This is a genomic window from Bradyrhizobium sp. CCBAU 051011 (assembly GCF_009930815.1).
GTDB lineage: Bacteria > Pseudomonadota > Alphaproteobacteria > Rhizobiales > Xanthobacteraceae > Bradyrhizobium.
The window spans coordinates 669,086-684,017 of record NZ_CP022222.1 but is presented as its reverse complement, the minus strand read 5'-3'; the positions used below and the strand labels follow the sequence as shown (position 1 = coordinate 684,017).

The window sequence follows — 14,932 nt, the reverse complement described above, 5'->3', positions numbered from 1 at the left end:
CCACTTTGGATTGGGGAACGGCTGGTTGCAGAATCTTCCAGAGATACTAATCTATTGATTATTGAAGAGAAATTCATGAGTCCGAAGACCCGCGCGCAAGTTTACGAGGACTTGAAGGATCTGCGCCGTCGCGGCGAGCTGCAGCAGGTTGGGAAAGCTGCGCTGGAGAAGCTGCCGGCCGCCGCTCAGAAAGAGCTGAAGAAAAACGGCGTATTCCTCGTCCCCGGTTTTGCGAAATTCGTCGTGGTCAAGAATCCCGCGGCGAAATCCGGCAAGCGTATTAATCCCTCTGCCGGTGGAGAAATGATGTTCGAGGCCAAGCCGGTGCGGCATCGCGTTCAGCGGCGTCCTGTCTCGGCATCAAGCCAACGGCACGAATTGTTCCGCGTCCTGGAGATCGAAGCGCTGGCAGACCGTGTTTTTGGTGACGGGAAGAAGGCGAAGGCCTGGCTGCGCCGTCCGAATGCCTCGATGTCGGGCCAAATACCGCTCGAGTTGATGAAGGACGAACTCGGCGCTGCGGTAGTTCGCGAAGCGCTTGAACAAATCGATCAGGGAATTTTCGCCTGAGCTAGTTCGATGGAGCTTTGGCGGATATCGAATTACGCAGATCTGTCCGGCGAGGGCGGGCTGCGGGCAGCCGGCCGGTGGCATACGCGCGGCAAGCGGATCGTCTATCTGGCGGACCATCCGGCAAGCGCGCTGCTCGAGCTACTGGTTCATATGGATCGCGATCTGATCCCCTCAACACACCGATTGCTGCGAATACGCGTTTCCGAGGCGATCGAGATTCAAAAGGTCGATGTCGATCGGCTGGCCGCCGATTGGCGCGAGCGGCCTGACGTGACGCGACGGATCGGTGACGAGTGGCTCGATCGCGCCGCAACGGCATTGTTGCAGGTGCCATCGGTCATCGTTCCCCGTGGTTGGAATTTTCTCCTCAATCCCGGCCATCGGGGTGCTGCAAAGGTTGATATTGAGGAGGTCGTGGACGCGCCCCTCGATTCCCGCCTCGTTGCCGGCTCGCCATAGCAGCCAATCGAAAAGGCCCGAAGGCTCGGCGGAGGTTTCAGCTCGAGCGTGGCCGGGCCGGGTTTCCGGCGACGGTCACGCCTGCGGCGACATCGCGCGTGACCACGCTGCCGGCGCCGATGACAGCGCCGTCGCCGATCGTGACACCGGGCAGGATGATGGCGCCGCCGCCGATCCAGACATCGCTGCCGATCCGCACCGGGCGCCCCAATTCGAGCCCCGTTCGTCGCGTTTCGGCGTCGCGCGGGTGGTCGGCAGCATAGATTTGAGTCGCCGGTCCGATCTGGGTGCGGTCGCCGATCACGACTTCGACCACGTCGAGGATGACGCAGTTGAAGTTGAGAAACACCTCGTCGCCGAGCCGGATGTTGTAGCCATAGTCGCAAAAGAACGGCGGACGGATTACGGCACTGGTTCCGACATGGCCGAAATGTGCTGAGAGCAGCGCATGCCGCTCAGCCACAGGCGCTGCAAGCGCCGCATTGTAGCGCGCGAGCCAGGCCTTGTTGGCGACGGCATCCGCCTGCAGCTCGGGATCGCCGGGGCGATAGAGCTCGCCGGCCAGCATTTTTTGTTTTTCTGTCTTGTTCAACCGATCGTTCCGAGCCTGGGAAATGCGTCCGGCGCTGCAGCAAGGGCCGCGCGCGCCCTGGCGCTGTCATCATCCATCTGACGTATCAACGCTTCGATGTTGTCGAATTTCAGTTCGTCGCGGATGAATCCGATGAAGGCGACGTCGAGCACCGTGCCATAGAGGTCGCCCTTGAAGTCGAACAGGAACACTTCCAGAAGCGGCGCACCATTGTCGAAGGTCGGGCGGCGGCCGAAGCTGGCGACCGCATCGAACCGCTCTGCACCGCGGCCGATCCGCACCGCATAGATGCCGTGCTTCAGGCTGCAATTCTTGTCGAGGCGGATATTGGCGGTGGGGTAGCCGAGGTCGCGGCCACGCTTCTCGCCATGGATCACCTCGCCGCTGACGAACCACGGCCCGCCCAGCATGGCGGTGGCTTCGTCAATCTGGCCTTCCGCCAACGCCATGCGGATCGCGCTGGAGGACACCGGCCGCTCCTCGATATCGACATGGGCCTGGACGTCGACCTCGATGCCGAGCCGCGGCCCCTCGCTGACCAGCAGGCTCGGCGAACCGGCACGGCCCTTGCCGAAATGAAAGTCGTAGCCGACTGCAATGCCGCTGACGCCGAGGCGCTCAATCAGGTCATGGTGAATGAAATCTTGCGCCGAGGTTCCGGCGCGGGTCTTGTCGAAGGTCATCACGACCGCGCCGTCTAGTCCCGTTCCGGCCAGCAGCCGCAGCTTGCTGGCCTCGTCGGAGAGACGGAATTGCGGGCTGTTCGGGCTGAAAAAGGTGCGCGGATGCGGCTCGAAGGTAAGGGCAAAGGCCGGCTTGCCGTGGGCGCTGCCCATCCGCAGGGCGGCGTCGATCACGGCCCGGTGGCCCAGATGGACGCCGTCAAAATTGCCCATGGCGACCACCGCCCCGCGGGGGATGTCGGCGGCAGGGGTGGTGTCTCGGATAACGGTAAAACCAGTCATTTCAGGGATTCTTCAGAAATTTCGGCTCGGTGAACGCGGCCGGACCGTGACGCGGGGGGCCTGCTGAAGTCAAGCGGGGAGGGTTGGACCAAAACGGATGCAATCCGGCTCCGGCCGTTTACGGGCTGTTTAAGGGCTGGATGCTAGAGGTGGGGAGAGGACTGCGGGTCGCGCAGGCCTGTCGAATAATTGTGGCGTAAGCGTTGAGTGGGGGAAAAGATGGCGGTTGATTTGTCTATGCCGGTTCTGGTGGTTGATGACTACAGCACCATGATCCGCATCATCCGAAATCTTCTGAAGCAGCTCGGCTTCGACAATATCGACGATGCCAGCGATGGCTCGGCTGCCCTCAACAAGATGCGCGGCAAGAAATACGGGCTGGTGATTTCCGACTGGAACATGGAGCCGATGACCGGCTACGACCTGCTCAAGGAAGTCCGCGCCGACCCCAACCTGGCTACCACGCCCTTCATCATGATCACTGCGGAATCCAAGACCGAGAACGTGATCGCGGCCAAGAAGGCCGGCGTGAACAATTACATCGTCAAGCCGTTCAACGCGGCGACGCTGAAGACCAAGATCGAGGCGGTCTTTCCGGATATGGCGACGGCGTAAGCGCTGAACCACATCATAGATTTTTTCGTCATGCCCGGGCTTGTCCCCGGGCATTCGCGTTTTTGGGACGGCATGTACGCGCGATGCTACCAGCGCAATTCCCGCATCAGCGCGCGGGGCGGATGACCGAACAGCTCCTTCACCGAGGCCGGATCGAGCTGGTCGATGCCCTCGAATTCCTCGGAATGGATGCCGCGGGTCAGGAAAAGACAATCGATTCCGAAGCCTAGCGCGCCGGTGAGGTCGGTCCGCACCGAATCTCCGATCGCCAGCACACGGTCGAGCGAGGTCGGCTGGCCGCGGCGTTCGGCGGCGAGCGCCATAGCGCGTTCATAGATCGGCCGGTGCGGCTTGCCGTAGAAGATCGCCTCGCCGCCAAGCTCGCGATAGAGTTCGGCGACGGCGCCCGCGCAATAGATCAGGCGGTCGCCGCGTTCGACGACGATGTCGGGGTTGGCGCAAACCAGCGGCAGCTTGTGCTCGCGCGCCTGCAGCAGCATCGCGCGATAGTCTTCTGCCGACTCGGTTTCGTCGTCGAACAGGCCGGTGCAGATGATGTAGTCGGCCTGCTCCAGCGGCGCCATCACGGCGTCGAGCCCGCGGTGGATCGACGAATCGCGCTCCGGTCCGATCCAGAATATTTTCTTGCCGGGATGGTCGGCGACGAAGCTTCGGGTCAGGTCGCCGGAAGAGACGATGGCGTCGTAGGTTTCGTCAGCGACGCCGAGCTTGCGCAATTGCCGCTGCACGGAATCGGCCGGCCGCGGCGCGTTGGTGATCAGGATGACGGTGCCGCCGCGCTGGCGATAGGTATGCAGCGCCTCGCAGGCTTCGGGAAAGGATTCTAGCCCGTTATGCACCACGCCCCAGATGTCGGAGAGGATGACCTCCACGCCGTTCACGAGGTCGCTCAACCGCTCGACGAAGCGCAATGAAGTCATGATGTCGGAAGCCTGTTAGGCCGGTCCTGCGGCACGGCGCGCCAGTGCGGCATTGCCGGTCGCCCGCATCGGGGGCTCTGTGGCCGGGCTGGCCATGGGGACCGTGTTGCTGGGGCCATTGGGATTGGTGGATTCCTTGTTTGCTGCCGCCCCGCCGGTAGCAGATGCCCCCTCGGGCCGCAACGGCCGCGGCGGCGCAAACAGGAAACCCTGTCCAAACCGTACGTCATAGTCGAGCAGGTCCACCACCGCGCGCTCGCCCTCGATCTTCTCGGCGATCAGGTCGATGCCGAAACGGCCGAGCAGGTCGGAAAGGTCGGAAGGGTGGATGTCCGAGGTCGAGCTCTGCTTGGGATCGAGCAGCAATGCCGCCGGTACCTTGATGAAGCGGACGCCGCGATCGGCAAGGTCGCGCGGCTCGATCCGCAAGTCGGTGACATGGTCGATCGAGAAGCGGTAGCCACGCTGCGACAGCGCGGCGAGATTCTCGATTTCGGTCGGACGGAGATGGCGGAACGTCGCCTGCTTGAATTCGAGCACGAAGGACGACGCCAGCGCCCGATTGGCCTCGAGGAAGTCGAGGCATTGCGCGAAATTGGCGGGATTGCCGAGCGTCGCCGCCGAGACGTTGCAGAACACGCCGACGTCCTTGTTGCGCACCATCAGGCGGCGCAACACCTGGACACAGCGCAGCATCACCATGTGATCGATCTTGCCGATGAGCCCGCCGGCTTCGGCGGTGGGGATGAAATCATCGGCGGCGAGGACCTGGTCCTTGTCGTCGCGCAGCCGCGTCACCGCCTCATAGAAGCGCACCTTGCGCTGCGGCAGCGTCACCATCGGCTGCAGGTAGATGTCGAGCCGGCTCTCCTCGATGGCGTTCTTCACCGCGGCAAGCAGTTGCGGCTGGTTGCGCGAGGGCGAAGCGGCTTCCGCAGCCACCGCAGCCGGCTTTGCGGCTGTGGTCGGCGCGGATCTGGCGAGCGGCGCCGGTTGCTCGGCGGCGACCGCCGGTTCGTGCTGGGGTTCGGGATCCGGCCGGGCCGCCGGGGCGGAGGCTGCGGCCGCCGCACCCGAGGCCAATAGATCTTCATGGCTCGCCACCGAGACGGCCAGTTGCTTGACCAGCACGCCGAGTTCGCTGATCTCGCCGACCACGGCCTGGATGCGATCGGAGCTTGCGGAGTTCGCCGACACCAGTCGGCCCTCGACGGCGGCGAGGCGGCGGCCGAATTCGGCGACTTGGCGGGCAAGGTCGGCGGTGCCGCGGGACAAATCGGCGATCTGGCCGCCAACATCGGAGCGGTCGCGCAGCCGCATCGACACGGCGTTGTAGAGGATCAGAAAGGTCAACGCGGTAAGCGCGACGATCGCGGATTCGGTGCCGCTGAAACCCGCCACCGCATGCAGGACGAGGCCGAGGGAGGCTGCAACCAGCACCATGCAGATGGCGATGAAAATCGTCGAAATGCGAATCATGTCGCGCGCTGCGCCCTCAGGTCCGAACTGGTCTTACCCGGGAAAACACGGAAGTTTCAGATGTCATCCAACTTGCGCTGTCCCCGGCGCCGCAACCTTAGCACCAATGTTGATTCGCAGAGCTAGTGTTCTTTGGACACGGCCGGAACTGGAAACCGAGCGCCGCGTCGGAGGCGCCTTGTGCGCTGTCAGATCTCCATCCGTCGCGCCTGCCGTCGCCGTCGCGTTGCCGCCAAGCCCAGCAAGGTCGCGATCAGGATAAGGCCGGCCTGCAAATGCCTGTTGTCCCTTGAGGGGGACCGGCGCCTGCCGCGGTTGCTCGCTGGCGGTGCCGGAGGCGTCTGTAAAATCGACCTGGCGGTGTCCTTCGCGGCTCCGATCTGGTCTGGTTTGAGCGGACTGGCCTTGACCGCCACGCGCAGGCGGCTGGCGAGCGAGGGGAAGTGCGGCATCTTTTGCCTAAGTTTAACGGTAGCGAGCCCCGCGCAAATTGCGGCGATCATCGCCAGCAAGGCGCCGACCGCGCCGAAAGCCCAAAACTGCCCGTAATGGATCTCGATCCAGCGAAACAGCGCGGTGATGCCGACGAACCAGGCGGCGACCATGAAAATGCCGGCCGCGGCGAACAGACCGGCGGCGATGGCATAAGAAGTGATAGTCGAGGTCGCCTGATCGGTGCGGTCTCGCAGATAGGATCGCGTCGCCAGCTTGACCTGGTTCAGCTTCAGTTCCATCCCGGCACGCAGCAAGCTGCTCGAAGGCGCGAGCATGTCCGCATCCCTCAACCGGCGGAGGCATGACCGCTTTCCCGCCGGCGGAATCAACGCGGGCTAGTTTCGAATGTTCCTGCCCGGTCGGAGCCGATGCAGCCGCTACGCCGTCGCGCGGATCACCTTGGCGACCTTGTCGATGATCTCGCCGATCTGATCTTCGGTGATGATCAGGGGCGGGGTCAGCACCAGGGTATCGCCGGCCACCCGCACCATCAAATCGTTGTCGTGGAAGGCGCTATTGAGCCCGGCAAAGCCGCGCTTGCCCGGCGCATCGGCCATCGGCGCGAGGTCGATGCCAGCGGTCAGGCCGATGGTGCGGATATCCACGACGCCGGGCTCGCTGCGCAGCGACATCACGGCGTCGGCGAATTTCGGCTCCAGCCCATGAGCACGCTCAAACAGCTTCTCGTCACGATAGATGTCGAGGGTGGCAAGGCCCGCGGCGCAGGCCAGTGGATGCGCCGAATAGGTGTAGCCATGGGTCAGTTCGACGGCGTATTCCGGCCCGCTCATGAAGGCGTCGTGGATGGTGTCGCGCACCAGCACCCCGCCCATCGGGGCGGCGCCATTGGTGACGCCCTTGGCGAAGGTCAGCATGTCAGGCACCACGCCGTAGCGTTCGGCGGCGAAGGCAAAGCCGAGCCGGCCAAATCCGGTGATGACCTCGTCGAAGATCAGGAGGATGCCGTGCTTCTGGGTGATCTCGCGCAGCCGCTTGAGATAGCCCTTCGGCGCCGGCAGCACGCCCGTCGATCCCGCCATCGGCTCGACGATCACGGCAGCAATGGTGTTGGCGCCGTGCAGATTGACGAGGCGTTCGAGCTCGTCGGCGAAATGCGCGCCATATTCAGGCTCGCCCGTGCTGAAGGCCTGCTTCTCGCGGTCATAGGTCGCCGGCAAATGGTCGACGCCCGTCAAGAGCGAGCCGAACAGTTTTCGGTTGCCGACGATGCCGCCGACGGAGGTGCCGCCGAAGCCGACGCCATGATAGCCGCGCTCGCGGCCGATCAGGCGGATGCGGCTGCCCTGGCCGTTGATCTGGTGATAGGCCAGCGCGATCTTGAGCGCGGTGTCGGCGGCTTCCGAGCCGGAATTGCAGAAGAACACGTGGTCGAGGCCGGCGGGGGCGAGCTCGGCGATGCGGCTGGCGAGTTCGAACGCCTGCGGAATGCCGAACTGGAACGGCGGCGCATAGTCGAGCGCCTCGGCCTGCTTGGCGATCGCCGCCGAAATCTCGGTGCGGCCGTGGCCGGCATTGGTGCACCACATGCCCGAGGCGCCGTCGATGATCTTGCGGCCGTCGACGGTGAAGTAATGCATGTCCTTGGCGCCGGCGAGCAGCCGCGGGTTTTTCTTGAACGCCCGGTTCGCGGTGAACGGCATCCAGTGCGCGGCGAGATCGTTCGGAACATTGACGGGGGTAGGGCGGGGGCTCTTGTCCAGCATGGGCGGCCTCTTTGATGTTCGGGGCAGCGATTAGCTGCCAATCTATCAGTTTCGCCGCTGAACGGGAACGCCAGTACGCCGTGATATTTCCCCGCAATATGCCGGGTCAAAGATCGGTCGCAGCGATCCAGAATACCTCGCCCTCGGAATCCTCAGTATCGAGCCAGAGCAGCGGCAGATGCGGATAGGCGGCTTCGAGCTGCGGACGGCAGCGGCCGATCTCGCATAGCAGTCCGCCCTGCGGCGTCAGGTGCGCGGACGCCTCGTCGAGGATGCGGCGGACGATATCGAGGCCATCAGCGCCGCCGTCGAAGGCGAGCTTTGGTTCGGCGCGGCATTCGCGCGGCAGGCCGGCCATGCCTTGCGCATCGACATAGGGCGGATTGGAAATGATGAGGTCGTAGCGCTTGCTGTTCAGCGGCTTGAACAGGTCGCCGCGGTACAGCGTGAGGCGATCCTCAAGCCCGTAATCCCCGACATTGCGCGCGGCGACTTCGAGGGCGTCCTTTGAGATATCCACTGCGTCGACCGCGGCATTCGGAAAATTCCGGCTGGCCAGAATGGCAAGGCACCCCGAGCCGGTGCAGAGGTCGAGCACGCTCTCCACCGCGCCCGCTTCCGTGATCAGCGAACCGGCCTCTTCGTCGCCGTCGCCGCCGAAATGCTGGTCCAGCAATTCGCCGATGAAGGAGCGCGGCACGATGGTGCGTTCGTCGACATAGAAGGGCAGGCCGCGCATGTAGATCTTGTTGACGAGATAGGCCGCGGGCTTTCGTGTCGTGACGCGGCGCGCGATCAGATCGAGGATCTTTTTGCCTTCAGCCGCCGTGACCCGCGCGGTCGCGAAACTCTCGAATTGATCAGGGTGCAGATGCAGCGCCTCGCATACGATGAAGGCGGCTTCCGCCACCGGATCGGTGGTGCCGTGGGCGAATACCAGCCTGGCTTCGACGAAGCGGCTGACGGCGTAGCGGACGAAATCGAGCAGCGTCACCAATTCGCCCGCGCCGACCTTGGGCAGTTTTGTTGGGCTGGCGCTGCGCTTCGCCGCAGGTTTCGCACGCTTGGCCATCAGGATTTGGTCCAGCGCGCCGCGGCGGCGTCGTCATGGTCGCGGGCTTCGATCCAGCTCGTGCCTTTTTTGCTTTCCTCGCGCTTCCAGAACGGCGCGTTGGTCTTGAGGTAGTCCATCAGGAATTCCGCTGCTTCGAAGGCTGCCTGGCGATGCGGTGACGCCGTCACCACCAGCACGATGTTCTCGCCCGGCGCGATGCGGCCGAACCGGTGAATGATGGTGAGACCCTGCAACGGCCAGCGCGACAGCGCTTCATCGGCGTGGCGCCCGATTTCGGCTTCCGCCATGCCGGGATAATGCTCAAGCGTCAGCGCCGCGATCGGTTCGCCGTTCTCGCTGCCGCGACAAATGCCGCTGAAGGTGACGACTGCGCCGATATCGGTGCGACCTTTGGTGAGCGCCGCGATCTCCTGCGCAGCGTCGAAATCGGCTTCCTGGATGCGAATGGTCGCGGTGACGGACATGGGTAAAGATCAACCGCCGGTCATCGGCGGGAAGAACGCAATCTCGCGCGCGCCTGATATCGCGGCGTCCGGCTTGACATGGGCGTGGTCGATCGCGGCGCGGATCACCTTCGGCCTTTCGAAGGCATAGGCGTAGGTGTCGCCGCGGCTGGAGAGCCAGCCGATCAAATCGCTCACCGTGCGCACGTCGGCCGGCGGCTCGACGGTTTCCTCCGCCACGCCGATCCGTTCGCGCACCCAGGCGAAATATTTGATCCTCATCCCTCATCCTCCTTGATGAGGTGATGGATGCCGGCGCGGAAATAGTCGTAGCCGGTGTAGATGGTGAAGATCGCCGACATCCACAACAAGACGATGCCGATCAGGGTGGTCGCGGGCAGCAACTGCTCGCCGGCCTCCCCGGCAATCAGGAAGCCGATCGCGACGAGCTGGATCGTGGTCTTCCATTTTGCCAGCTTGGTCACGGGTACGCTGACCCGCAACGCCGCGAGATATTCCCGCAAGCCCGAGACCAGGATTTCGCGGCACAGGATGACGATAGCTGCCCAAAGGGTCCAGCCATGGATGCTGCTGTCGGCTGCCAGCATCAAGAGGCAGGACGCTACCAGGAGCTTGTCGGCGATCGGATCGAGCATGCGGCCGAAAGCGGATTGCTGGTCCCAGATTCGCGCATAGTAGCCATCGAGGTAGTCCGTCACCGCAGCGGCAATGAAGACGGCCAGGGCCACCCAGCGCAGCCACAGCGGGCCGTCCAGGATGGACTGGGCGAAAACGCAGCCGACCACCACCGGAATGGCGGCAATACGGGCGTAGGTCAGGATATTCGGCAGGGACAGGGTCTTGGTCTGCCCTTTGGCTGTTGCGATGTTCATCCGTCTTACCAATACCGCTGGAACGTGAAGGTCAACCGTGCGGGCCTAGATCATCTGTCGCAGGCGACGCCCAAATGACATGCCTTTGACCCAAGTCCCCTTAACCCGCCTGTGCATGGAAAAACTCGAAGATCTTGCGGGCGCTCTCGGCGCTAACGCCCGGAACCTTGCCGAGGTCCGCAATCGATGCCCGCTCGATCTCCTTCAGCGTTCCGAAGTGATGCAGCAAGGCACGTTTGCGTGACGGGCCGATGCCCGGGATTTCCTGCAAACCGGCTTCCCTGATGTCTTTTTTCCGCAGTTTGCGGTGCGAGCCGATCACGAAGCGATGCGCCTCGTCGCGCAGCCGCTGGATGAAATACAGCACGGGATCGCGCGGTTCGAGCTTGATGGCTTCGCGGTCCGGCATGAACAGGGTCTCCCGCCCGGCATCGCGGTCCGGGCCCTTTGCCACCGCCATCAGCGAGACCTGGGTAAGTCCCAGACCCCCGAAAATCTCCCTGACAGCGTTGAGCTGACCGCGGCCGCCGTCGATGATGACGAGGTCGGGCCATTGCGGGAACGAATCGTCGTCGGCTTTCGCTTTGGCCGCGTCGCCCTCCGGCGGCTTCAACAGCCTTTTGAAGCGCCGCTCCAGCACCTCGCGCATCATCGCGTAGTCGTCGCCCGGCGTCAGTCCCTCGGACTTGATGTTGAACTTGCGATACTGGTTTTTGATGAAGCCATCCGGTCCCGCCACGATCATCGCGCCGACGGCGTTGGTGCCCTGGATGTGGCTGTTGTCGTAGACCTCGATGCGCTTCGGCACCTGCGGCAGTCCGAGCGTGGCGGCTATCGATTCCAGGAGACGACTCTGCGTCGCCGTATCGGCTAGTTTGCGGCCAAGCGCCTCGCGCGCATTGGTCAGCGCATGCGTGACCAATTCCTTTTTCTCGCCGCGCTTGGGGACCGAGACTTCGACCTTGTAGCCGGCCTTCACGCAAAGTGCGTCGGCCAGCAATTGGCATTCCTCAATGTCGTGCGACAGCAGGATCAGTTTCGGCGGCGGCTTGTCGTCGTAGAATTGCGCGAGGAACGAGGCCAGCACTTCCTCCGGCGTAAACGACTTCTCCGCGCGCGGGAAATAGGCGCGGTTGCCCCAGTTCTGGCCGGTGCGGAAGAAGAACACTTCCACGCAGTAATAGCCGCCTTCCTGATGGATGGCGAACACATCGGCTTCTTCCACGGTGCGCGGATTGATGCCCTGCTGCGACTGGATCGCCGACAGCGCGGCGAGACGGTCGCGATACAGCGCCGCGGTCTCGAATTCGAGTTCGGTGGATGCCTTCTCCATCTCGCCGGCGAGCAGCTGCTTCACGGCGTGGCTGCGGCCGGACAGGAAGTCGTTCGCTTCGCGCACCAGCTCGCTATAGCCGGGAAAATCGATCTCGCGCGTGCAGGGCCCCGAGCAGCGGCGGATCTGGTAGAGCAGGCACGGCCGGGTGCGGCTCTCGAAAAAGCCGTCGGTGCAGGAGCGGATCAGGAACGCGCGCTGCAGCGCCGTGATGGTGCGGTTGACGGCGCCGGCGGAGGCGAACGGCCCGAAATATCGTCCGGGCCTTGTTTGCGCGCCGCGATGCTTGAGGATCTGCGGCGCCCAATGGTCGCCGGTGATCAGAATGTAGGGAAACGACTTGTCGTCGCGCAGTTGCACGTTGAAGCGCGGCCGCAGCTGCTTGATCAGGTTGGCTTCCAGCAGCAACGCTTCGGTCTCAGTCGTGGTGGAGACGATCTCGACCGTAACCGTCGCCGCGATCATGCGCAGGATGCGCGCCGGCAAGGGCGCATTGACGCGGGCATAGGACGACAGCCGCTTGCGGACGTTCTTGGCCTTGCCGACGTAGAGCACGTCGCTGGAGGCATTGAGCATGCGGTAGACGCCGGGCGAGGTCGGCGCCAGCCTCACCGCGTTTTCGATGGCCGTGTGGCCGACCGCCAGCGGGCCTTCGGCAATCGCCTCGGCAGGCTCCTCGGGCGCTTCCGGCAGGCGCGCCTCGTCGTCTTCCTCGGCGGCTGATGTCGCGGGATCGATGTCGGCGGCGGTCAGGTCCTGTGGCGGCAAGTCCGGCTGGGAACCCCGCCGCGCCTTGCGCGGAGGCTTCGGATGGTCGGTAGAATCGTGATCCATGGGCCTAAATTAAGCGCTGCAGGGCAGCATCGCCAGCCGCTCGCGGGAGAGGGCGCCGGTAACGCATTCTTAAGAATGATGAGCGGGCAAGTAATCCGGCTTAACAACCCTTTAACTTAAAACTCTCGATAAATCTTAGCGAAAAAAGTGGAGTTCCGTAACCAAGCCGGTCTCTTCGACCGGCGGGTCGCGGTGTTGCGTGGAGTTGCGTGATGAGCAAGGTGGTGTCGGGCGCGCTGGCGCTGATCGCTGCAGGCTGGACCGTGTCGGCACAGGCAGCCGATCTCTACGGATCGCGCGCACCCTTGACAGCCAACCCGACGCTGTACCGTCCCGATAGCTGGGCCGGCCCTTATCTCGGCGGCAACCTCGGCTATGCCTGGGGTTCGGTCGCAAACAATCCGACCAAGCCGTCCGGCTTTGTGGGCGGCGTCCAGGCCGGCTATAATTGGCAGAACGGACCGTGGGTGTTCGGCCTCGAGGGCGACATTCAGGCGACCGGCGCCGAAGAAACTTTCGCGCCGTGGAAGTTTTCCAATCCCTGGTTCGGCACGGTTCGCGGCCGCGCCGGTTATGCGTTCAACAACGTCCTGTTCTTCGGCACCGGCGGTCTCGCCTTCGGCGAGCTGCGCGCCGCCACGTTCGGCCTGACGGAATCCCATACCAATGCCGGCTGGACGCTCGGCGCCGGCGCCGAGGTGGGCCTGGACAGGAACTGGAGCGCCAAGATCGAATATCTCTATGTCGATCTGGCCAACAGCAACTTCGTCATTACAGGTGCGTCGAACGGTTACCGGTTCGGCCTGATACGGGCCGGCGTGAACTATCGCTTCTGAAAACAAGAAACTGGCGACTACCATCTCCCGGCGGCAGTAGGTCGCCGGGATTTTTTTTGCCTGTTGGGTTGCGCGTCACGAGGCCCAACGCTCCGGGTGGCGGTGCCGTGCCCAGCGTAGTCTTCGCAGCAAGAATTCAGTCCGCGTTCCGCGCGAGCGTCAGCTCACGATGAAATCACCAGGTTGACCGCCTTGGGGCCTTTGCCCTTCTTGTCCGGTTCGACCTCGAACGTAATGCGCTGCCCTTCAGTCAAATCCTTCAACCCGGCCCGCTCGACGGCGGTGATGTGCACGAACACATCGCGGCCGCCGTCATCGGGCTTGATGAAGCCGTAGCCGCGTTCTCCATTGAAGAACTTGACTGTTCCAGTCATGGCCATCGGGAAACTCCTCCCCCGTATTGCTCCGCCGCTACGCGCACCTCGCGCTTCGGCTGACCGGACATTCGCTGCCGGAAGCTTGGCCACCTGAGCCGGTCGGGGCCATGCCGCCGACCGACTTGGATTTTATTCGGCCTTGATCACTCCGCCGCAACCATTCGCGGAAGCGGAACGTAAAGCCAGTCCCAATGGCCTGAGCATAATACGGTTTCGCGTAAATTGCCTACGGTCCATTCGCACTTTTCGTTCAAGGCTGGCGCTTTAGGCGTAACTCTTAAGGCTTGGGTGTCTCCAGCTTGAACCGGCCGGCCCCGCCCTGGCCGAGCGGTTTTTCGAGTTCGGGTAGAATTGTCTTTAATTCACCCGCAAGCGTCCACGGTGGATTGACGATCAAAAGCCCGGTGGAGGCGAGCGGGCCGCCGGCCTCCTGTGGAGCGACGCTGAATTCGAGCCGCAGACATTTTCCGGCTGGCTTGCTGGCAGCGGCAGCGCCTGCGACCAGCCGCGCCAGGGTATCGGTGGCGCGACGGGTCTTCACCGGATACCAGATCAGATAGCTGCCGGTCGGCCATTTCGCGTAGGCCTCGGCGAATGCGCCGGCCAGCCTTTCGAACTCGTCCTTTTGCTCGAACGCGGGATCGATCAGCACCAGACCGCGCCGCTCGTTGGGAGGCACGAAGGCCGGCAATGCGGTCCAGCCGTCGAGATCGACCACCCGCGCCTGGCTATCGCGGCGCAACGCATCGACCAATTGCCGGCGGGAACCAGGCTCGATTTCGCAGGCCGTCAGTCGGTCCTGCGGCCGCAGCAGCGCGCGGGCGATCAAGGGCGATCCCGGATAGGCCTCGAGCGTGCCCGGCGCGTTGAATGCCCTGACGATGTCGAGGTAGGGGGTCACCAACGGCAGCGCGGTTTGTGAAAACCGTGCCTGCATCACCCGCGCAATGCCGGTCAGCCATTCTCCGCCGCGGCGCGCTTCCTCACCGGTGAGATCGTAGCGCCCGGCGCCGGCATGGGTGTCGATGACGCGAAACGGGGCCTGCTTTTCCTGCAGATAGGTCAGCATGCGCACCAGTACGATGTGCTTGATGACATCGGCAAAGCCGCCGGCATGAAAGGCGTGTCGGTAGTTCATGGTGGGACGGGTTACGACATTGGGACGAGGAAAGTAACCCATGTCGTCAAGCTGCGGGTGGCGGGATGACATCTCCAATTGCATTGGTGAGATGCTGGGGTCATCGGAGTCATACCGGTAACTTCAATCTTAGGATGTATCACCCTGTGTCGGCTGACGA

At 63.5% G+C, this 14,932-nt stretch carries 17 protein-coding genes and 1 pseudogene; 5 read left to right on the top strand and 13 right to left on the bottom strand.

Translation table 11 applies throughout. The features are described 5' to 3' along the window. Positions 1–153: 153 nt before the first annotated feature. From ACH79_RS43670 to ACH79_RS03335, 3 genes and pseudogenes are all read left to right on the top strand, one after another. A pseudogene (locus ACH79_RS43670) lies at positions 154–363 on the top strand (DNA-binding protein); the annotation flags it as partial. 15 nt (positions 364–378) lie between these two features. Next, a complete protein-coding gene (locus tag ACH79_RS03340) occupies positions 379–570 on the top strand; it encodes an MbcA/ParS/Xre antitoxin family protein (protein ID WP_246738631.1) in 192 nt (63 codons plus the stop codon). A gap of 9 nt (positions 571–579) precedes the next feature. Then, entirely contained in the window at positions 580–1,032 is a 453-nt protein-coding gene (locus ACH79_RS03335) for an RES family NAD+ phosphorylase (RefSeq protein WP_161849750.1), read from the top strand. Positions 1,033–1,069: 37 nt separating this feature from the next. Here the strand turns inward: ACH79_RS03335 and ACH79_RS03330 are convergent, their stop codons facing one another. Both ACH79_RS03330 and ACH79_RS03325 read right to left on the bottom strand, forming a co-directional pair. Next, the gene (locus ACH79_RS03330; RefSeq protein ID WP_161849749.1) at positions 1,070–1,624 is read right to left on the bottom strand and encodes a sugar O-acetyltransferase; all 555 of its coding nucleotides are present in this window, start codon (positions 1,622–1,624) and stop codon (positions 1,070–1,072) included. Then, positions 1,621–2,589, bottom strand: a complete 969-nt coding sequence (locus tag ACH79_RS03325; protein ID WP_161849748.1) for a bifunctional riboflavin kinase/FAD synthetase — start codon at positions 2,587–2,589, stop codon at positions 1,621–1,623. The genes ACH79_RS03330 and ACH79_RS03325 overlap by 4 nt, the downstream gene beginning before the upstream one ends. 219 nt (positions 2,590–2,808) lie before the next feature. Here ACH79_RS03325 and ACH79_RS03320 point away from each other — a divergent pair, with 219 nt between their 5' ends. Beyond that, positions 2,809–3,204, top strand: a complete 396-nt coding sequence (locus ACH79_RS03320; RefSeq protein ID WP_057835874.1) for a response regulator — start codon at positions 2,809–2,811, stop codon at positions 3,202–3,204. 86 nt (positions 3,205–3,290) lie between these two features. Here the strand turns inward: ACH79_RS03320 and ACH79_RS03315 are convergent, their stop codons facing one another. From ACH79_RS03315 to uvrC, 9 genes are all read right to left on the bottom strand, one after another. Further along, positions 3,291–4,145, bottom strand: coding sequence for a TIGR01459 family HAD-type hydrolase (locus ACH79_RS03315; protein ID WP_161849747.1), 855 nt, complete (start codon positions 4,143–4,145; stop codon positions 3,291–3,293). Positions 4,146–4,160: 15 nt separating this feature from the next. Further along, entirely contained in the window at positions 4,161–5,624 is a 1,464-nt protein-coding gene (locus ACH79_RS03310; RefSeq protein ID WP_161849746.1) for an EAL domain-containing protein, read from the bottom strand. Positions 5,625–5,812: 188 nt separating this feature from the next. Then, positions 5,813–6,394 (bottom strand): phage holin family protein, encoded by a 582-nt coding sequence (locus ACH79_RS03305; protein ID WP_161849745.1) that lies wholly within the window; start codon positions 6,392–6,394, stop codon positions 5,813–5,815. 102 nt (positions 6,395–6,496) lie between these two features. Continuing rightward, positions 6,497–7,843 (bottom strand): aspartate aminotransferase family protein, encoded by a 1,347-nt coding sequence (locus ACH79_RS03300; protein WP_161849744.1) that lies wholly within the window; start codon positions 7,841–7,843, stop codon positions 6,497–6,499. A 106-nt stretch (positions 7,844–7,949) separates the two neighbouring features. Beyond that, a complete protein-coding gene (gene prmB, locus ACH79_RS03295; protein WP_161849743.1) occupies positions 7,950–8,915 on the bottom strand; it encodes a 50S ribosomal protein L3 N(5)-glutamine methyltransferase in 966 nt (321 codons plus the stop codon). Further along, a complete protein-coding gene (locus tag ACH79_RS03290; RefSeq protein ID WP_057835868.1) occupies positions 8,915–9,382 on the bottom strand; it encodes a molybdenum cofactor biosynthesis protein MoaE in 468 nt (155 codons plus the stop codon). Before ACH79_RS03290 ends, prmB begins: the two co-directional genes overlap by 1 nt. Positions 9,383–9,391: 9 nt before the next feature. Further along, complete coding sequence (moaD, locus tag ACH79_RS03285; protein WP_161849742.1) at positions 9,392–9,643, bottom strand: molybdopterin converting factor subunit 1; 252 nt, start codon at positions 9,641–9,643, stop codon at positions 9,392–9,394. Then, the gene (gene pgsA, locus ACH79_RS03280) at positions 9,640–10,254 is read right to left on the bottom strand and encodes a CDP-diacylglycerol--glycerol-3-phosphate 3-phosphatidyltransferase (protein WP_161849741.1); all 615 of its coding nucleotides are present in this window, start codon (positions 10,252–10,254) and stop codon (positions 9,640–9,642) included. The genes moaD and pgsA overlap by 4 nt, the downstream gene beginning before the upstream one ends. Positions 10,255–10,354: 100 nt before the next feature. After that, positions 10,355–12,421 (bottom strand): excinuclease ABC subunit UvrC, encoded by a 2,067-nt coding sequence (gene uvrC, locus ACH79_RS03275; RefSeq protein WP_161849740.1) that lies wholly within the window; start codon positions 12,419–12,421, stop codon positions 10,355–10,357. A 212-nt stretch (positions 12,422–12,633) separates the two neighbouring features. Between uvrC and ACH79_RS03270 the strand changes: the two genes are divergently transcribed. Beyond that, positions 12,634–13,257, top strand: a complete 624-nt coding sequence (locus ACH79_RS03270) for an outer membrane protein (protein WP_161849739.1) — start codon at positions 12,634–12,636, stop codon at positions 13,255–13,257. Positions 13,258–13,421: 164 nt separating this feature from the next. Here ACH79_RS03270 and ACH79_RS03265 read toward each other — a convergent pair whose 3' ends face one another. Beyond that, positions 13,422–13,637, bottom strand: coding sequence for a cold-shock protein (locus ACH79_RS03265; protein WP_028350729.1), 216 nt, complete (start codon positions 13,635–13,637; stop codon positions 13,422–13,424). 274 nt (positions 13,638–13,911) lie between these two features. Beyond that, a complete protein-coding gene (locus tag ACH79_RS03260; RefSeq protein WP_161856190.1) occupies positions 13,912–14,772 on the bottom strand; it encodes a 23S rRNA (adenine(2030)-N(6))-methyltransferase RlmJ in 861 nt (286 codons plus the stop codon). Positions 14,773–14,932: the final 160 nt, after the last annotated feature.

Bases quoted from the DNA above. Each gene is read 5' to 3' on its own strand.
- ACH79_RS03335 (WP_161849750.1), top strand. From the start codon at position 580: ATGGAGCTTTGGCGGATATCGAATTACGCAGATCTGTCCGGCGAGGGC.
- ACH79_RS03325 (WP_161849748.1), bottom strand. From the start codon at position 2,589: ATGACTGGTTTTACCGTTATCCGAGACACCACCCCTGCCGCCGACATC.
- ACH79_RS03320 (WP_057835874.1), top strand. From the start codon at position 2,809: ATGGCGGTTGATTTGTCTATGCCGGTTCTGGTGGTTGATGACTACAGC.
- ACH79_RS03315 (WP_161849747.1), bottom strand. From the start codon at position 4,145: ATGACTTCATTGCGCTTCGTCGAGCGGTTGAGCGACCTCGTGAACGGC.
- ACH79_RS03310 (WP_161849746.1), bottom strand. From the start codon at position 5,624: ATGATTCGCATTTCGACGATTTTCATCGCCATCTGCATGGTGCTGGTT.
- ACH79_RS03305 (WP_161849745.1), bottom strand. From the start codon at position 6,394: ATGCTCGCGCCTTCGAGCAGCTTGCTGCGTGCCGGGATGGAACTGAAG.
- ACH79_RS03300 (WP_161849744.1), bottom strand. From the start codon at position 7,843: ATGCTGGACAAGAGCCCCCGCCCTACCCCCGTCAATGTTCCGAACGAT.
- prmB (WP_161849743.1), bottom strand. From the start codon at position 8,915: ATGGCCAAGCGTGCGAAACCTGCGGCGAAGCGCAGCGCCAGCCCAACA.
- ACH79_RS03290 (WP_057835868.1), bottom strand. From the start codon at position 9,382: ATGTCCGTCACCGCGACCATTCGCATCCAGGAAGCCGATTTCGACGCT.
- moaD (WP_161849742.1), bottom strand. From the start codon at position 9,643: ATGAGGATCAAATATTTCGCCTGGGTGCGCGAACGGATCGGCGTGGCG.
- pgsA (WP_161849741.1), bottom strand. From the start codon at position 10,254: ATGAACATCGCAACAGCCAAAGGGCAGACCAAGACCCTGTCCCTGCCG.
- uvrC (WP_161849740.1), bottom strand. From the start codon at position 12,421: ATGGATCACGATTCTACCGACCATCCGAAGCCTCCGCGCAAGGCGCGG.
- ACH79_RS03270 (WP_161849739.1), top strand. From the start codon at position 12,634: ATGAGCAAGGTGGTGTCGGGCGCGCTGGCGCTGATCGCTGCAGGCTGG.
- ACH79_RS03265 (WP_028350729.1), bottom strand. From the start codon at position 13,637: ATGGCCATGACTGGAACAGTCAAGTTCTTCAATGGAGAACGCGGCTAC.
- ACH79_RS03260 (WP_161856190.1), bottom strand. From the start codon at position 14,772: ATGAACTACCGACACGCCTTTCATGCCGGCGGCTTTGCCGATGTCATC.